Genomic DNA, 15,569 nt, shown 5'->3' on the forward strand with positions numbered 1-15,569 from the left:
GGATAAGGCGTTCCCGCCGCATCCGGCAAGAATATGAGCACCAGGTTAACTGAACTTACTCTGCGCCCAAATCACGCCGCTGGCATACTCCGGCGGCAGCAGTGGGATTAATGCTTCCAGCGTCGCGGTCAGACGCGATGTGTCGCTGTCGGTCAAATTCAGATGCCCCACTTTACGACCTGGGCGTACTTCTTTGTCGTACCAGTGCAGATGCACCAGCGGCAGTTTCAGCCAGTCATAGTTCACATCGCTACCAATCAGGTTGATCATCACCGACGGGCTATTAACCACCGGTTGCGGTAACGGCAGATCGGTAATCGCCCGCAGGTGCAGCTCAAACTGGCTGATGCTGGCACCGTTTTGCGTCCAGTGACCGCTGTTATGCACACGCGGAGCCAGTTCGTTGATCAACAGACCTTGCGGGGTGACAAAACACTCCATCGCCATCACACCGACATAACCCAGTTCCTGCATAATCGCTGACAGCATTTCTTCGGACTGCGCCTGCTGCGGTGCATTGGCCTGCGGGAAAGCCACGCTGGTGCGTAAAATACCGTCCTGATGCAGGTTGTGCGTCAGCGGATAAAACACTGTGCTGCCATCAAAGCCGCGCGCGCCAACCAGTGACACTTCGCCAGAGAAGTTAATGCCCTGCTCGACAATACATTCGCCGTAGCATTCAGCCGGTAACTGTTCGGTTTCATCGGCGCGTAAACGCCATTGACCGCGACCGTCATAGCCACCAATACGACGCTTAACAATCGCCAGCTCACCTAAACGATCAAACACCGCAGGCCACTCGCTGCGATCGGCAAGTAACTGCCACGGCGCGGTCGGTAGGTGAAGTTTGTCGAAAAGCTGCTTCTGAGTCAGGCGATCGGCAATAATCGGGAATACATCGCGGTTCACAAAGGCCGGATGGCGCGCCAGCTCGCGAGTTAATGCGGTTTCTGGCCAGCGTTCGATCTCAGCGGTAATCACGCTTTGTTGAAAAGGCACCGCCGCCGGTTCAGCGTCCAGCCCGACCGGCCAGACAGCAATGCCTAACGGTTCGCCTGCCTGGCGCAACATACGGCCTAACTGCCCGTTACCGAGGACGCAAACCTGTTTCATGCCGCACCTCGCGGGTCCGGGTTTTCCAGTACTTCGTCGGTCTGGGCTTTGCGCCAGTCATTCAGACGCTGGTGCAGTTCTTTATCATGAGTAGCAAGAATTTGTGCTGCCAGTAACGCCGCGTTTGCCGCGCCCGCTTTACCAATCGCCAGCGTACCCACCGGAATGCCGCGCGGCATTTGCACGATGGAGTAAAGGCTATCGACACCGCTCAGTGCGGCGCTCTGTACTGGTACGCCCAGCACCGGCACCAGCGTTTTTGCGGCAATCATGCCTGGCAGGTGCGCTGCGCCGCCAGCGCCCGCAATAATCACCTGATAACCGTTCTCTTCGGCGCTTTCAGCGAAGCTGAACAGTTTATCAGGGGTGCGGTGAGCAGATACCACTTCTACGTGGTGCGGGACATTCAGGATTTCGAAGATTTCGGCGGCGAACTGCATGGTAGCCCAGTCGCTTTTGGACCCCATCACGATGGCGACACGCGCCGGATTATTGCGGGAAGACATGCGTCTTAAAACTCCTGTGGTGCACAACTCTCGGCTTTAGAGGGCACAGAGAATAGCACGGAAAGAGAGCAAGGAAAACGGTTGCGTAGGCGGGATTAACCGTCATTGGTTGAGTTTTTAATCTGATCTGCGTGTTGATTATGCGCTCTGGATGAACTGGCAAAGAATGCCCATATCAGCACAATGCTCCACGGAAAAAAGCAAATACCGACAATCAATACAAATCTTTCGACAAAACGTTGGTTATGGGGGCGGGTGAGTACTAAGTAAATGAGCCAGAAATAGACTATCCACGAAATGACCGCCGCAGCTACCAGTGACAATACGCCAAAATAGAAGCCGACAAGGCCAAACCAGCTAATACACAGAGGCGCTCCTGCCGTAAGGGCGATGCCAGAAATCAAAAATCCGTTGCAGCGTCGCATAATAATATTCCCTGTTGTTATTTCACTCAGGGACTTATTACCTTGCTGACTCAGAAAAAGATATACAGGTTGCGGTAGTCTGGCGCTTTTTCAGAATCTGTTCATTCGCGGTCAGAAAGGAAAATGGATTAGCTCAACGTCATCTGCCGTGACTTTCACCATCGAACCTTCGGTATGCCAGGCTCCCAGCACGACGCGGAAAGCAGGTTGCGCATTGGCGATGAGTTCATGCACCGCCGGGCGATGCGTATGCCCGTGGATCAGCCATTGCACCTGATGCTTTTCCATCGCACTGACCACCGCGTTTTGGTTAACGTCCATGATCGCCAGCGATTTACTGCTGTTGGCTTCTTTACTGTTTGCGCGCATTCGCGCAGCAATACGTTTACGTAAAAACAGCGGCAGGGCGAGGAATAGCGTTTGCAACCAGGGCTTGTGGACTTTGGCGCGAAAAGCCTGATAACCGACGTCATCGGTGCACAGCGTGTCGCCATGCATAATCAGCACCCGACGACCATAAAGTTCGAGCACTTTTTCTTCTGGCAATAACGTCATACCGCTTTCACGGGCAAAGCGTTTGCCGAGCAGAAAATCACGGTTGCCATGAATGAAATAACAGGGAACGCCGGAGTCGGATACCGCTTTGATCGCCGCCGCCATCTGGCGATGAAACGGGCTGGGATCATCGTCGCCAATCCATGCTTCAAACAGATCGCCAAGAATATACAGCGCGTCGGCCTTGCGGGCTTCTCCCGCTAAAAAACGCAGAAAACCGGCGGTGATCGCCGGTTCTTCCACGCAGAGATGAAGATCTGCAATAAAGAGTGTCGCCACGATTACTCGCTAACGGTCACGCTTTCAATGATAACGTCTTCTTTTGGCACGTCCTGGTGCATACCGCTACGACCGGTTGCGACACCTTTGATTTTGTCGACTACGTCCATGCCTTCAACCACTTCGGCAAATACGCAGTAACCCCAACCTTGCAGGCTCTCGCCGGAGAAGTTCAGGAAGTCGTTATCAACCACGTTGATGAAGAACTGGGCAGTTGCAGAGTGCGGAGCCTGAGTACGAGCCATTGCCAGCGTACCACGGGTGTTTTTCAGACCGTTGTTGGCTTCGTTTTTGATTGGCTCTTTGGTGGCTTTTTGCTTCATGCCCGGTTCAAAACCGCCGCCCTGAATCATAAAGCCGTTGATAACACGGTGGAAAATGGTGTTGTTGTAAAAACCTTCGCGGCAGTAGTCCAGGAAGTTTTTAACTGTTTCAGGTGCTTTATCGTCAAAAGTTTTGATGACAATATCGCCGTGATTGGTGTGGAAAGTAACCATTTTTGCATCCTGTTCCGTTTGATTGGTGCTTCAACCCGGTTCGGGTCATATATAGGGTGGTGTTATAGCATAACCGCACGATCGGATCATCTCGCAATGTATGCTGATTCGCGCGGGAAATATGGGTATTATACGCAACTCAATTACCCACACATGTCTAAACGGAATCTTCGATGCTAAAAATCTTCAATACTCTGACACGCCAAAAAGAGGAATTTAAGCCTATTCACGCCGGGGAAGTCGGCATGTACGTGTGTGGAATCACCGTTTACGATCTCTGTCATATTGGTCATGGGCGTACTTTTGTCGCCTTTGACGTGGTTGCGCGTTACCTGCGTTTCCTCGGCTATAAGCTGAAGTATGTGCGCAACATTACCGATATCGACGACAAAATCATCAAACGCGCCAATGAAAACGGCGAAAGCTTTGTGGCACTGGTGGATCGCATGATCGCTGAAATGCACAAAGATTTCGATGCTTTGAATATCCTGCGCCCGGACATGGAGCCGCGTGCAACGCACCATATCGCAGAAATTATTGAACTCACTGAACAACTGATTGCTAAAGGTCACGCCTATGTGGCGGACAACGGCGACGTGATGTTCGACGTACCGACCGATCCAACTTACGGCGTGCTCTCGCGTCAGGATCTCGACCAGTTGCAGGCAGGCGCGCGCGTTGACGTGGTCGATGACAAACGCAACCCGATGGACTTCGTGCTGTGGAAGATGTCGAAAGAGGGCGAACCGAGCTGGCCTTCTCCGTGGGGCGCGGGTCGTCCTGGCTGGCACATTGAATGCTCGGCAATGAACTGCAAACAGTTGGGTAATCACTTTGATATCCACGGCGGCGGTTCTGACCTGATGTTCCCGCACCACGAGAACGAAATTGCCCAGTCCACCTGTGCGCACGATGGTCAATACGTCAACTACTGGATGCACTCCGGCATGGTGATGGTTGACCGCGAGAAGATGTCCAAATCGCTGGGTAACTTCTTCACCGTGCGCGATGTGCTGAAATACTACGACGCCGAAACCGTGCGTTACTTCCTGATGTCGGGTCACTATCGCAGCCAGTTGAACTACAGTGAAGAGAACCTGAAACAGGCGCGTGCGGCGCTGGAACGTCTCTACACTGCGCTGCGTGGCACAGACAAAACCGTTGCTCCTGCGGGTGGCGAAGCGTTTGAAGCGCGCTTTATCGAGGCGATGAATGACGACTTCAACACGCCGGAAGCCTATTCCGTGTTGTTTGATATGGCGCGTGAAGTGAACCGTCTGAAAGCAGAAGATATGGCAGCGGCGAACGCAATGGCGTCTCACCTGCGTAAACTCTCTGCCGTGCTGGGTCTGCTGGAGCAAGAACCGGAAGCGTTCCTGCAAAGCGGCGCACAGGCAGACGACAGCGAAGTGGCTGAGATTGAAGCGTTAATTCAACAGCGTCTGGATGCTCGTAAAGCCAAAGACTGGGCGGCAGCGGATGCGGCGCGTGATCGTCTTAACGAGATGGGGATCGTGCTGGAAGATGGTCCGCAAGGAACCACCTGGCGTCGTAAGTAACACCCTCACTCTTATCCTCTCCCGCAAGGGAGAGGATACGCTCAGCGCAATTTACGCCTGCTCCACCACAATATTCCCATCACTATTATTCCTGGTAGCCATACCCACATTAGCTCTGAAATAATCACCTGATGCCCATATGGTGTGGTGTAACGCGATAACGCAAACGGCGCGACTTTAATCACCTGCCAGGGGGCGAAAAATCGTTCCTCTGACCACGGCCACAACCAGCCAACACCTTTGCCGCCAGTGGTTACCGAATCCAGCAAGCTGTGTGATAACAGCGATACGGTTAAAAATAGCCAGCAGCGAATCAGCCCCGTCCTGAACCATCGATGCCCAATAAGCACGCATAACAGCGGGACAACAAACGCAAATACCAGCGAATGAGTAAAACCGCGATGGCCAAAAACATTGCCGTAAGCAACGCCAAATTTAAACGACAATACGTCGGCGTCTGGCAGCATCGCCAGGACGATTCCGGCAAATAACAGACGCGGCGGGATGATTTTCGACCCCAACCCTAAACCAATACAAAGGGGGACGGCGGCGTGGGTAATAACGGTTGGCATGATGATTGCTTCGGCAAAATGTTGATGCTAACAGCATGAATGAAAGCAACGAAGAGGGCAAAGGTCTGAAAAGAGAATCGGCCTGCATACAGGCAGGCCGGAATGGGGTCAGGCAACAACCTGTACGCTGTGACCTGCAAAACTCACTGTCTGACCGGCGACGATTTTGCAACGTTTGCGCGTTTCAACTGCGCCGTCGACTTTCACCTGGCCTTCAGCAATCGCGATTTTCGCCTGCGCGCCGCTTTCGCTCCAGCCTTCCAGTTTCAGCAAGTCGCACAGCTCAACGTGCGGATGTTTACCTAAAGAAAATGTCGCCATGTTACTCACCCTGTGGATCATGATATTCAACGCACGCCTGTAGCGTGTTTTCAATCAGCGTGGCAACCGTCATTGGGCCAACGCCGCCGGGAACAGGCGTAATGTATGAGGCGCGCTTAGCCGCTTCTTCAAACACGACGTCGCCCACAACTTTGCCATTTTCCAGACGGTTGATACCGACATCAATCACAATTGCGCCTTCTTTGATCCAGTCACCGGGAATAAAGCCTGGCTTGCCGACGGCGACGATCAACAAATCGGCGTTTTCCACATGATGACGCAGATTTTTGGTGAAGCGGTGAGTCACGGTGGTGGTGCAACCTGCCAGTAGCAGTTCCATGCTCATCGGGCGACCGACGATATTCGATGCACCAATCACCACAGCATTAAGGCCAAAGGTATCAATGTTGTAACGCTCAAGCAGCGTGACGATACCGCGCGGGGTGCAAGGACGCAGGCGCGGCGCACGCTGGCACAGACGACCAACGTTATAAGGATGGAAACCGTCTACGTCTTTGTCCGGGTGAATACGTTCCAGTACTTTGACGTAGTCAATTCCCGCCGGAAGCGGCAACTGCACCAGAATACCATCGATGGTATTGTCGGCATTCAGCGCATCGATAAGCTCAAGCAGTTCTGCTTCGCTGGTGGTTTCAGGAAGGTCATAGGAGCGGGAGACGAACCCGACTTCTTCGCAAGCTTTGCGTTTGCTTGCGACATAAATTTGCGATGCAGGGTTGCTGCCGACCAGCACAACGGCCAGTCCTGGCGCCCGCAGTCCGGCCGCAACGCGTGCCTGAACTTTTTGAGCAACTTCAGAGCGCACCTGCTGCGCAATCGTTTTACCGTCAATAATCTTTGCTGCCATCAGAGAGAGGATTCCATCTGTTACGTAGGTCGAAGGGGATGCGTCTATTTTGTCAGAAGCGTAGCGCGCTGTCAGTTTTCGTTTTCTGAAAAGTAAAACCTTCTGTACCAGGCAGATTAACGCCGATAATGATAACCGCCGTTGGTTTGCCGTCGTAGTGAGATAAATCAGACACGACCGTACACTTGTTCAGCAACCAGTTCAAAAGCCATTGACTCAGCAAGGGTTGACCGTATAATTCACGCGATTACAGCACATCGTGGTATCAATGCGCCCTTAGCTCAGTTGGATAGAGCAACGACCTTCTAAGTCGTGGGCCGCAGGTTCGAATCCTGCAGGGCGCGCCATTACAATTCAACCAGTTACACCTTCTTTACCACCTTCATAATTTCAGAGTGGACGTATTTGGGGCATCATTACCAAAAATATCGTCTATTTTCCTCGCGTGCTCTGTCAAATGATTAGACGTAAGGTGAGCATATCTACGCACCATTTCTATGGATCCCCATCCGCCCATTCCCTGAAGCACTGATGAAGAGCATCAATGAATGCACCAGGGGGAACCAGTGAGTTAAGTTCGAACTGTAGTACAATTCCCTCCGGTATTAACAGGAATGAATATGCTATGAACCCTTATATTTATCTTGGTGGTGCAATACTTGCAGAGGTTATTGGTACAACCTTAATGAAGTTTTCAGAGGGTTTTACACGGTTATGGCCCTCTGTTGGTACAATTATTTGTTACTGTACATCATTCTGGTTATTAGCTCAGACGCTGGCTTATATTCCTACAGGGATTGCTTATGCTATCTGGTCAGGCGTCGGTATCGTCCTGATTAGTTTACTGTCCTGGGGATTTTTCGGCCAACGGCTGGATCTTCCAGCCATTATAGGCATGATGTTGATTTGTGCCGGAGTGTTGGTAATTAACTTATTGTCACGAAGCGCGCCACATTAAAAATAGTTTCGTTCGAGTTTAATGAAATACGTCAGCTCGTATGTTTATACGGGCTGCTTTTTTATACTGCGGGTAAATGTTTTTTTGCAAGTGGAGCAGGGGATTACCATATTTGTGTTTTGAATAGCAATAACAAAGTTGTAGGCAAGAAATACTGTCGGCATTTTGTGATTAAATGGTTTATAGCAATATAACAAGAAACTCTTAAGTCTGTTTGTTTTTTAAACTTCATCCACATCGTGGATAAATATGAGAGCCACCCGCTGAACGGGTGGTTTTACGTAAGTTAAATTTTATAATTTCAGTGAATGTTTACGCTACAATAATACAAATGATAGTGGACAAAAACACAATCAGGCGATGGATTCACCGTAGGATGCAACTGCCTGAGCGGTGAAACCCACGCTCAATTCCTGTCTGACCCCATCATTTTTAAGCCAATAATAAATATTATCTTCTTTATTAAAAGCGTAAATTCTACAAATGCCCGCACATTCACTATTTGTGTTCCATCCACTATTAGCTACATCGCCCCATTCCTGGTAAAGTCCTGCGTTAACTTCTTGCTTAATAATATGCCCTGAATCATGATCATTATAATCGTAACTATCGATATCCTGCGCTTCGGGAAATTCTCCGTTCATTTTTTTAACCCACGGTAAAATATCTTTAACTGAATCATAAGTTTCAATGCTGTATTTGAAAAAACGCTTCACGGTAAACATATAAATACCGGCAGATTTGTTCGTTGATTTATCAGTAGCGAAAATGGCAAAAATATTCCCGATGCACTTTTCGTCAACGTCAGGAAAAGTTACTGTGCCATCCTGACTGATCGCCAGAACATTATTGTCTGCATCAGTGCTACAGCTCCATTTTACCTTGTCATTATTAACCGGGTCATTATCAATGACCATCTTAAAGGTGGCACCTGGAAACAAGCAGTTAGGGAAATGGTAACCATTCGTCATATCATTTTTAATATCATAGATATGGTTGTCAACTAAAACGCCTGTAATTTTACTCATCATTGACTCTCTTTGTTTATTAAATAAAAGGTTTTATTCCTGTGTAAAGGAATATGCTGATATTAATGCGCTTGATGAATAATTGTTCTTATTTAAAAGTTATATAGTGGTATAAATATGATTATATACTCCCTCTGAGTAGTGGTTACGCCGCTTATTTGTGTTATGTACGGGAATATCTGGAAAGTGCCAAATCGTCGCAAGCGTAATCCTGAGCGAAGCATTGCAAGATCTGATGGCAACTATCATGTGGTGACAAATGGTAAAGCGGGTAATGATGTTTATTGTGAATATAATGGTGTAACCGCTGATAAGAATATTTGATTGGAGGGCAGATAATTAAAATATAACGTATGAAAGAATGAGCTTTGAAGTTTCATGACAAACAGCAGTTTAAAACCTTCCGGTTATCTATTGACCGGTAGGAGAATGAAGACCTCCAGAACAAACAGTTAGTCGATGAAATTAGTTTCACCTATATTCTTCCTTTAACGCCTCCTCTTTCGCAAATTACACTATCACTTTTTGATCGCGGTTTGGTTAAATAATTGAAAAACGTCAGACGCATAAAATGCGTTGAAAACTGAGAATTAATACAGACAGGATTCTGATCAGGCAAGTGAAAAGGAAGGGAGCAAGCAAAGTTGCTCCCTTAAACAATTAATACTCGAGGATGCCACGCGCGACGGGCAAATAGCGCAGAGAGAAATAGAGTGCGTCTTTGCCACAGGCGGAACGTTTTGCTAGTAGCGAGGCGATCTCCGCATTCGGTTTTGGTTTAGCTGCAAACGTTTTACCTTTGCCCGCGACAAACAACTCATAAACAATGCCGCTGGCGGGTGAGGCAGTTTGGCAATCTGCGCTGGCTTGCAGATAACGGTCACGCTGTTCGGCGGTGAGTTTATCAACGCCGCCGCCATCCTGTACCCAGACATTAACGCCTGTCGCTCTAACTTGTTCCAGCAGTTGCCGATAGCCATCGGGCGACATATTGCCAGCGAAAAAGCTACTGATATAAACCGGTTTTGCTGAAACATCGCTAATCAGTCGCTGCGTATTGTTTAACCATTTTAGTAAAGGTTGTCGGGCGGCTTCACTGCGCCAGTTCAGATCGTCAATTTCCGCACTGATGTACCAGCCATCCGGCGTTACGCCAGGCGCGGCACGCCATAATCTGGCTTGCTGGAGATCGGCGGCCAGCAGGCGATTAAGGTAGCTTTCCAGCGCTGCAGATGACTGCTTCTGATGCAGAAAAAACTCCGGATCGGCGTTCAGACCAACAATCAGCTTCAGACCAGCCTGTTGCGCTGCTGCGGCACGCTTAAACAATAACGCGCGCTGTTCTGGCTGGGTGAATGCATCGCCATAACGAGTCCATTGCAGAATCAGGGTGTCGAAGCCCTGGAGACGCAACTGACTCATCAGTCCCTGCCACTGGGCGTCGGTGACCTGACTGTCACGGTTTTGCGGTTGCCAGATAATACCTTTCATTGCAAAGGAAAAAGGGCTGACCAGGAGCAGTGTCAGCAATACGAAAATGAACTTACGCATTTACCAGTGCACTCCAATGGTGAGAAACGCGTTGTTGCGCTCCCCGCTACGTTGATTAATCACCTTAAAGGTATGCTGATATTCGACGCCGAGACTGACTTTGTGCGGCCAGGCATCGTAATGCGTCTCGCCGGTCCAGATATTCCAGCGCACGCCGACGCCACCAAGCTGTGCGCCCTGAGTGCCTTTATCACGATAGCCGTTATCCTGTATGTGAGCGTAAGGTTCGATTGTCTGCCCGTTCGCGACTTTCTGATGCCAGCTCACACGGTAATCAGCCGTCCATGCCTGAATATCCTGGCGGACATATTGCGCCGCATCGAGATACAGATTTTGGGCAAACCAGCCTGAACCGTTCGGGTGCCACTCATCGCTGTATTTACCGCCGTTAAAGAACGAGGCGCTGGCACGCAGCATGGTGTCGGAGGTGCCATTTTGCCCATTCAGCGGGAACTGCTGTTCAACGGCAAGGAAAAAGATCTGATCGCGCAGCGGCTTCCAGCGCAGACCGGTGCCGGACATCGGATTTTTCACCGGCATCACCACACCGTTTTCTCCGGTATCGGCAAACACACGGCTGTAAACCGAAAGCAGGTCGCCTTCCAGCAGTATATTGCGCCCGATACGGTATTCGGCTTCCAGTTGTCCGTAGCTACGATAGCTTTTACCTGGCGCAGCGCCACCGACGTTATTGCTAGCTGAACTCATCGCGCCGGAACGCAAGCCGATGGAGGAATCGAAACTGAACGTCCAGCGGCGACCAACGTCCTCATGCAGACGACGGAAATTGAAGCGTTGCTGATTTTGTTCCGGTGTCAGCGGTGTAATCAGCGCCTGGTTATCAATGTCATCAATCACCAGCCGGGCGTAGTGTTGCGTCGCAGGCATATCATCCAGACGCTGATTCACGTAAGCCAGTTGTCTGATGAGTGCCGGATCGTCCGGTAGCCCTTTATGCGCCTGTTCCAGCATCTCCCGCGACTGCGCGATATCGCCGCTATCCCACAAGGCGTAACCGAGCGCCGCCTGGGTATTGCTGTTATTCGGTTCCAGTTCCAGAGCGGCGCGCAAATCGCTCACTGCCGCTGAGACATTATGACGTTGCCGATAAATCGTCGCCCGCGCAACGTAAGCGTTAGCTGAAGGCGCAATGTTAATTGAGCGAGTGAGATCGTTCAGTGCAAGTTCTGGCTGAGCAGGAATATAACGTTGTGCATGTAGCCACCAATACTGAGCATTGTTGCCCAGCCCGCGTTGTTCTGCCTGCTGAAGCCAGCGATCGCGAGCCGTGCCATTTCCAGCCGCCTGGGCGGTATTGGCGGCAGCGAGCAGATCTTCATTGCTCATGTCGTGAAGACTGATTTTCTGCCAGGCCGCCAGCGCGGTGGCGTAGTCTTCAACCTGATACGCCTGATAGGCCACCGCGCGATGTTGCCACGCGTTCGGTTGCCGTTTTTCTGCCTGAAGCCATGCATACAACGCCACACCAGGTAGCGTCTCCCGATAACACTTCGCCAGACGGTTCCAGGCGGCTGCATCGTAAGTCGGTGACATATCGCCCAGTAAACGGACGATTGCCGGGCAATTGTCAGCAATACCCGGCAACTGGCTTTGCCACTGGCGTTGCGCCGCCAGCGGCAACGGTTTCGATAAAATCGCCACTTTCGCTGGCGTTGCCAGGTAAGGATGACTTTCCAACAGAGACGCCAGCCGCGTCATTAACGTATGGCTGGCGCTTGCATCGCCCTGGAAAGGGTAGCGTTGCAGTAACAAATCGGCAGCTTCACGTGACTGTCCGTTCTGCATCAGTTGCCAGGTCAGTTGATCCAGGCGCGTAAGATTTGCTGGTTCTCGCTGATACAGCAACCGCGCCAGACGTAGTGCTTCAACTCTGTTGTGGGTTGCCACACTGACGGCATAACGCTCTTCAAGCATTTCATTGGCGGGGAGGGTGGCGAGCAGTTTTTGCGCCGCGTCGTACTGACCCTCTTTTAACAGCTCCGGAAGCGTTGCGCCAATAACGTACTGGCGGTTATCGGCAAACTGTACCGTGTAATTCGCCAACGCTTGCACCGGAGTGTCACTGTATTTTGATAACAGATAGAGCCAGCTTTTCTCTTGTAAGTCCGTAGTGAACAGAGGTTTGTTTTCAGCGAGATAACGCTGGAGGCGTGCTTTTTCGCCACGATAAGCCAGTGCGGTCGCGTAAGTAATATACGACTGTGGATCGGTGAAGATCCCCACTGATTGCAGCGCCAGGATCCGATCATCCAGATGCCCGGCAAGAAGCACGTCAAACCACTGACGGCGCTCTGCTGCGCTTAATGTATTCTGCTGGCGTGCTTCATTGTATAGCGTATCCGCCTGGGACCATTGTTTCAGGTAGATTGCGCGTTGCAGCAGATCGGTACGTAACGTTTTTCCTTCCGGCGATGCGGCAAACGTCGCATCGTTCAGTTGCGCTTTGGCAACAGATAACTGTGCCAGCCGCAGCGCATTCTGCCCAACTTCACTGCGGCAACGCAGAGTCGGCGCAGCATCGCACGCTTTTTGCTGGGCCAGCAGTTCCTCGACGGTATTCACTGTTTTGACTTCCACAGGAATTGCCGCAAGGCTACGTTGAAGCCGGGCATCGCCGGGAGTTCGTTTAAGCTGATCCTCAAGCAATAGCCGCGCGCGGTCATCATGACCAAAATGGCGATAGGCTTCTGCCAGATATAAAGTCAGCGGAATATTATCCGGCACCTGCTGATGAATATATTCAAATTCACGGATGGCGGTTGCTTCGTCGTTATTTTTCTGTGCTTTCAGCGCCTTATCGAGGCGGGGATAAATAACAAAATGGCGATAGTCGCTAAGCCCCAGCTCTTTGGCGCTGGTGCCAATATTGTCTGCGAGTGCGCCAGTACTCAATAAAGACGTCAGCAGTAAACCAGACCATCCGATGATGCGATTAAGGTTATTTTCCTTCATTTTCGGACTCCAGTTGCGCAACCTGTTCTGTGGTTAAACCTGCTTTGAGTAATAGAGATTGCATCGAAACTTGTAATTCGCGTTGAATTGTCAGTACGCGATCCAGCGTTTCCTGGCTGATGACACCTTCAGTAACCAAAAATTTGCCGAGCGGCAGAGAGCTGCGTTCATGACGCAGTAGCAGCACATTAATCGCTGAACGATTAATATGGCCGAGTGTGGTCAGTATTTCGGCAAACAGGAACTGATGCGGCACATATTGCTGCCAAATATCGCTGGCCTGTTGTTCCGTGAGCCACTGATGCTGAACCGCATTGTACAACATTGCCCGCGGATCGTGACCGCGGCGGCGTGCATACCAGTGGCGTAATCCGGTGACAATTTGCCCGCGCAGAACAATGACGTAGCGCACTTTACGTCCAACCTTGCGCGTCAGTGCCGCCAGTGACACCGGATCAATGCCGTCTTCACTACCGACAATTAACTCATCATTTTCCAGACGCAGCGGCAGCACCGCATAATGCAGTGCTACGGAAGCCGGCATTTCGGCAATCAGCGAGGAAGGGATCTGCCAGGCATCGATCGATTCCCATGCCACGCCGTTTTGCTCAGCCAGCGCCTGCGCCAGTTGTTCGGCGCTGATCAACCCTTGCATCAGCATCGAACCGCCGAGACGCAGACCTTCGACGCGATTACGCAGTGCCGTATCGAGTTGTTCTTCGGTGATGACCTGATTTTCCAGCAGAATTTGACCTAACGGGCGCAACGAACGGGTATCGCCAGTCACGCTGGGGAAATCGTGCGTCGTTTTATCCCACGCTACGCGACGCGGATCGCCATGTTGAAGCACCTGTTTCAACGCGCGCCAGTTAGCCATAAAGTTAATCAGGTTGCCCCAGAATAGCCGCAGGACGGATAGCAGGCCCTGCGTCAGGCCGTAGTAACCGGTGACAAAAATCACCCGCTGCACAATACGGTTAACCATCAAGCCAAAGTTTAGCCATAGCAGGGTCATTAACCATGCGCTGCCGCTGAAAATAGAAAGAAAATGCCAGGCATCAGGCCATAAACTTTCATACGCCAGTAACAGCAAAAGTTGGATCATCACCAGCATCGCGAGGAAACTAACAAAGTTGCTGATTGCCCCTTTGCGGTCACGCCAGAGAAAGTAGTTGAGTGTCAGGCTGGAAGTCCATTTATGGGTTTTAAATCCCTGGAAAACAATGCCGATGATCCAGCGAGACTTTTGCCGCACTGCGGTGGAAAAGGTATCGGGGAAATATTCGCGCACGCAGATCATGTTTGACGTCCGCGCGTGCTGTAAAAATTTACGCTGCTCGCGTTCTTTAGCTTCGTCCACCACCGGAAAACGGACAAAAATCTCCGTCATTCCTTTCTCTTTCAGGCGGAAACCAATGTCGTAATCTTCGGTGAGACTTTGCACGTCAAAAGCAATGCCGTCACCGTCAGCCAACAGCGCGGTCACGGCGCGGCGGCTGAAACAGGTGCCAACACCTGCGCTGGGCACCTGTCCGGCGAGGGCTTCACGCACCGGAACATCTTTGCCATGCAGTTCGGAAAACTCATCGATATAGGTCATGCTGGTGAAGTGCGTCCATTCGCGTTCGAACGGATACACCGGGATCTGAATCAGATCCTTACGCTCGACAAGGTAGTTGAACAGACGCAGTTCCATTGGCGAAATCACATCTTCGGCGTCATGCAGAATAAAACCCGCAAAGGCGAAATTGGCGCTTCGCTCAAACTGGGTGATGGCGTCCAGCACATTGTTCAGACAATCTGCTTTGCTGGTGGGGCCAGGACGTGCGCAGACCACCTTATGCACGTTCGGGAAGCGAGCACACACTTCGTCAACATCACGCTGAGTATCGGGGTCGTTCGGGTAAGTGCCGACAAAGATATGATAGTTTTCATAGTCGAGCGTGGTTGCCGCCAGCTCGGCCATATTGCCGATGACGCCAGTTTCATTCCACGCCGGAACCATAATCGCTAACGGTTTTTCATCTGGTTTGTACAGTTCGCGGTAACTCATTCGTGGGTAGCGCCGATAAACACTCAACTTGCGCTTAATGCGACGAACCCAGTAGACGACATCAATGAAAAAATCGTCCAGTCCGCTGATGAACATTATGACCGCTAACGTTATCGCGATTACTTTTAAGCCATAAAGCCAGGTAGCAAAAACATCAAGAAGCCAGTCCACGCCAAAACCTTACATTAACGCTGCTTATGTTTAGGGTGGCGTATATTAAGGTTTTTTATGAATTGTGACAGCTTTTTACCATTAATAGGTATGACTATTGCGGCACGTTATTTTTACACTGGTGATAAAAGTTGCTGTTT

At 50.8% G+C, this 15,569-nt stretch carries 15 protein-coding genes, 1 tRNA gene and 1 pseudogene; 3 read left to right on the forward strand and 14 right to left on the reverse strand.

The window, feature by feature from the left end:
- Positions 1-45 precede the first annotated feature (45 nt).
- The 5 genes from purK to ppiB form a co-directional block, all read right to left on the reverse strand.
- Complete coding sequence (gene purK, locus A1WG_RS06555) at positions 46-1,113, reverse strand: 5-(carboxyamino)imidazole ribonucleotide synthase (RefSeq protein ID WP_001515930.1); 1,068 nt, start codon at positions 1,111-1,113, stop codon at positions 46-48.
- Entirely contained in the window at positions 1,110-1,619 is a 510-nt protein-coding gene (purE, locus tag A1WG_RS06550) for a 5-(carboxyamino)imidazole ribonucleotide mutase (RefSeq protein WP_001295318.1), read from the reverse strand. The genes purK and purE overlap by 4 nt, the downstream gene beginning before the upstream one ends.
- A 95-nt stretch (positions 1,620-1,714) precedes the next feature.
- The gene (locus tag A1WG_RS06545) at positions 1,715-2,044 is read right to left on the reverse strand and encodes a hypothetical protein (RefSeq protein WP_001515931.1); all 330 of its coding nucleotides are present in this window, start codon (positions 2,042-2,044) and stop codon (positions 1,715-1,717) included.
- Between the two features lie 111 nt (positions 2,045-2,155).
- Positions 2,156-2,878, reverse strand: coding sequence for a UDP-2,3-diacylglucosamine diphosphatase (gene lpxH / locus A1WG_RS06540; protein WP_000212261.1), 723 nt, complete (start codon positions 2,876-2,878; stop codon positions 2,156-2,158).
- A 2-nt stretch (positions 2,879-2,880) separates the two neighbouring features.
- Positions 2,881-3,375, reverse strand: a complete 495-nt coding sequence (gene ppiB, locus A1WG_RS06535; RefSeq protein WP_000256002.1) for a peptidylprolyl isomerase B — start codon at positions 3,373-3,375, stop codon at positions 2,881-2,883.
- A 173-nt stretch (positions 3,376-3,548) separates the two neighbouring features.
- Here ppiB and cysS point away from each other — a divergent pair, with 173 nt between their 5' ends.
- On the forward strand, positions 3,549-4,934 hold the full coding sequence (gene cysS, locus A1WG_RS06530) for a cysteine--tRNA ligase (protein WP_000912352.1): 1,386 nt from the start codon (positions 3,549-3,551) through the stop codon (positions 4,932-4,934).
- A 41-nt stretch (positions 4,935-4,975) separates the two neighbouring features.
- On the opposite strand, the gene A1WG_RS06525 is transcribed toward cysS, so the two are convergent.
- The 4 genes from A1WG_RS06525 to A1WG_RS25135 all read right to left on the reverse strand — a co-directional run bounded on the left by A1WG_RS06525 (position 4,976) and on the right by A1WG_RS25135 (position 6,870).
- Positions 4,976-5,506 (reverse strand): metal-dependent hydrolase, encoded by a 531-nt coding sequence (locus A1WG_RS06525; RefSeq protein WP_001143525.1) that lies wholly within the window; start codon positions 5,504-5,506, stop codon positions 4,976-4,978.
- 108 nt (positions 5,507-5,614) lie between these two features.
- On the reverse strand, positions 5,615-5,827 hold the full coding sequence (gene ybcJ / locus A1WG_RS06520; RefSeq protein ID WP_000190288.1) for a ribosome-associated protein YbcJ: 213 nt from the start codon (positions 5,825-5,827) through the stop codon (positions 5,615-5,617).
- Between the two features lies 1 nt (position 5,828).
- Positions 5,829-6,695 (reverse strand): bifunctional methylenetetrahydrofolate dehydrogenase/methenyltetrahydrofolate cyclohydrolase FolD, encoded by an 867-nt coding sequence (gene folD, locus A1WG_RS06515; RefSeq protein ID WP_000729173.1) that lies wholly within the window; start codon positions 6,693-6,695, stop codon positions 5,829-5,831.
- A gap of 52 nt (positions 6,696-6,747) precedes the next feature.
- Positions 6,748-6,870 carry a hypothetical protein gene (locus tag A1WG_RS25135; RefSeq protein ID WP_256734171.1) on the reverse strand — a complete coding sequence of 41 codons (123 nt, stop codon included), beginning with the start codon at positions 6,868-6,870 and terminating at the stop codon, positions 6,748-6,750.
- A gap of 95 nt (positions 6,871-6,965) precedes the next feature.
- Here A1WG_RS25135 and A1WG_RS06510 point away from each other — a divergent pair.
- Positions 6,966-7,042 (forward strand) — tRNA-Arg (locus A1WG_RS06510).
- A gap of 15 nt (positions 7,043-7,057) precedes the next feature.
- On the opposite strand, the pseudogene A1WG_RS23635 reads toward A1WG_RS06510, so the two are convergent.
- Positions 7,058-7,227, reverse strand: a pseudogene (locus tag A1WG_RS23635) (integrase); the annotation flags it as partial.
- A gap of 93 nt (positions 7,228-7,320) precedes the next feature.
- Here A1WG_RS23635 and emrE point away from each other — a divergent pair.
- The gene (gene emrE / locus A1WG_RS06505) at positions 7,321-7,653 is read left to right on the forward strand and encodes a multidrug efflux SMR transporter EmrE (RefSeq protein ID WP_001070455.1); all 333 of its coding nucleotides are present in this window, start codon (positions 7,321-7,323) and stop codon (positions 7,651-7,653) included.
- A 353-nt stretch (positions 7,654-8,006) separates the two neighbouring features.
- On the opposite strand, the gene A1WG_RS06500 is transcribed toward emrE, so the two are convergent.
- The 4 genes from A1WG_RS06500 to nrfB form a co-directional block, all read right to left on the reverse strand.
- Complete coding sequence (locus A1WG_RS06500; RefSeq protein WP_001515932.1) at positions 8,007-8,684, reverse strand: hypothetical protein; 678 nt, start codon at positions 8,682-8,684, stop codon at positions 8,007-8,009.
- Positions 8,685-9,341: 657 nt separating this feature from the next.
- Positions 9,342-10,232 carry a DUF4434 family protein gene (locus A1WG_RS06495; protein ID WP_001515933.1) on the reverse strand — a complete coding sequence of 297 codons (891 nt, stop codon included), beginning with the start codon at positions 10,230-10,232 and terminating at the stop codon, positions 9,342-9,344.
- Positions 10,233-13,205: a bacteriophage adsorption protein NfrA gene (gene nfrA, locus A1WG_RS06490; protein ID WP_001515934.1), complete on the reverse strand. Its 2,973-nt coding sequence runs from the start codon at positions 13,203-13,205 to the stop codon at positions 10,233-10,235.
- A complete protein-coding gene (gene nrfB / locus A1WG_RS06485) occupies positions 13,192-15,429 on the reverse strand; it encodes a cyclic di-3',5'-guanylate-activated glycosyltransferase NfrB (RefSeq protein ID WP_000383933.1) in 2,238 nt (745 codons plus the stop codon). The genes nfrA and nrfB overlap by 14 nt, the downstream gene beginning before the upstream one ends.
- Between the last annotated feature and the right edge of the window lie 140 nt (positions 15,430-15,569).

It is taken from the genome of Escherichia sp. KTE96, assembly GCF_000408525.1.
GTDB lineage: Bacteria > Pseudomonadota > Gammaproteobacteria > Enterobacterales > Enterobacteriaceae > Escherichia > Escherichia marmotae.

Coding starts and splice junctions, on each gene's coding strand:
- purE (WP_001295318.1), bottom strand. CDS start 1,619: ATGTCTTCCCGCAATAATCCGGCGCGTGTCGCCATCGTGATGGGGTCC.
- folD (WP_000729173.1), bottom strand. CDS start 6,695: ATGGCAGCAAAGATTATTGACGGTAAAACGATTGCGCAGCAGGTGCGC.
- ppiB (WP_000256002.1), bottom strand. CDS start 3,375: ATGGTTACTTTCCACACCAATCACGGCGATATTGTCATCAAAACTTTT.
- purK (WP_001515930.1), bottom strand. CDS start 1,113: ATGAAACAGGTTTGCGTCCTCGGTAACGGGCAGTTAGGCCGTATGTTG.
- ybcJ (WP_000190288.1), bottom strand. CDS start 5,827: ATGGCGACATTTTCTTTAGGTAAACATCCGCACGTTGAGCTGTGCGAC.
- cysS (WP_000912352.1), top strand. CDS start 3,549: ATGCTAAAAATCTTCAATACTCTGACACGCCAAAAAGAGGAATTTAAG.
- nfrA (WP_001515934.1), bottom strand. CDS start 13,205: ATGAAGGAAAATAACCTTAATCGCATCATCGGATGGTCTGGTTTACTG.
- emrE (WP_001070455.1), top strand. CDS start 7,321: ATGAACCCTTATATTTATCTTGGTGGTGCAATACTTGCAGAGGTTATT.
- A1WG_RS06500 (WP_001515932.1), bottom strand. CDS start 8,684: ATGATGAGTAAAATTACAGGCGTTTTAGTTGACAACCATATCTATGAT.
- A1WG_RS06545 (WP_001515931.1), bottom strand. CDS start 2,044: ATGCGACGCTGCAACGGATTTTTGATTTCTGGCATCGCCCTTACGGCA.
- A1WG_RS06495 (WP_001515933.1), bottom strand. CDS start 10,232: ATGCGTAAGTTCATTTTCGTATTGCTGACACTGCTCCTGGTCAGCCCT.
- A1WG_RS06525 (WP_001143525.1), bottom strand. CDS start 5,506: ATGCCAACCGTTATTACCCACGCCGCCGTCCCCCTTTGTATTGGTTTA.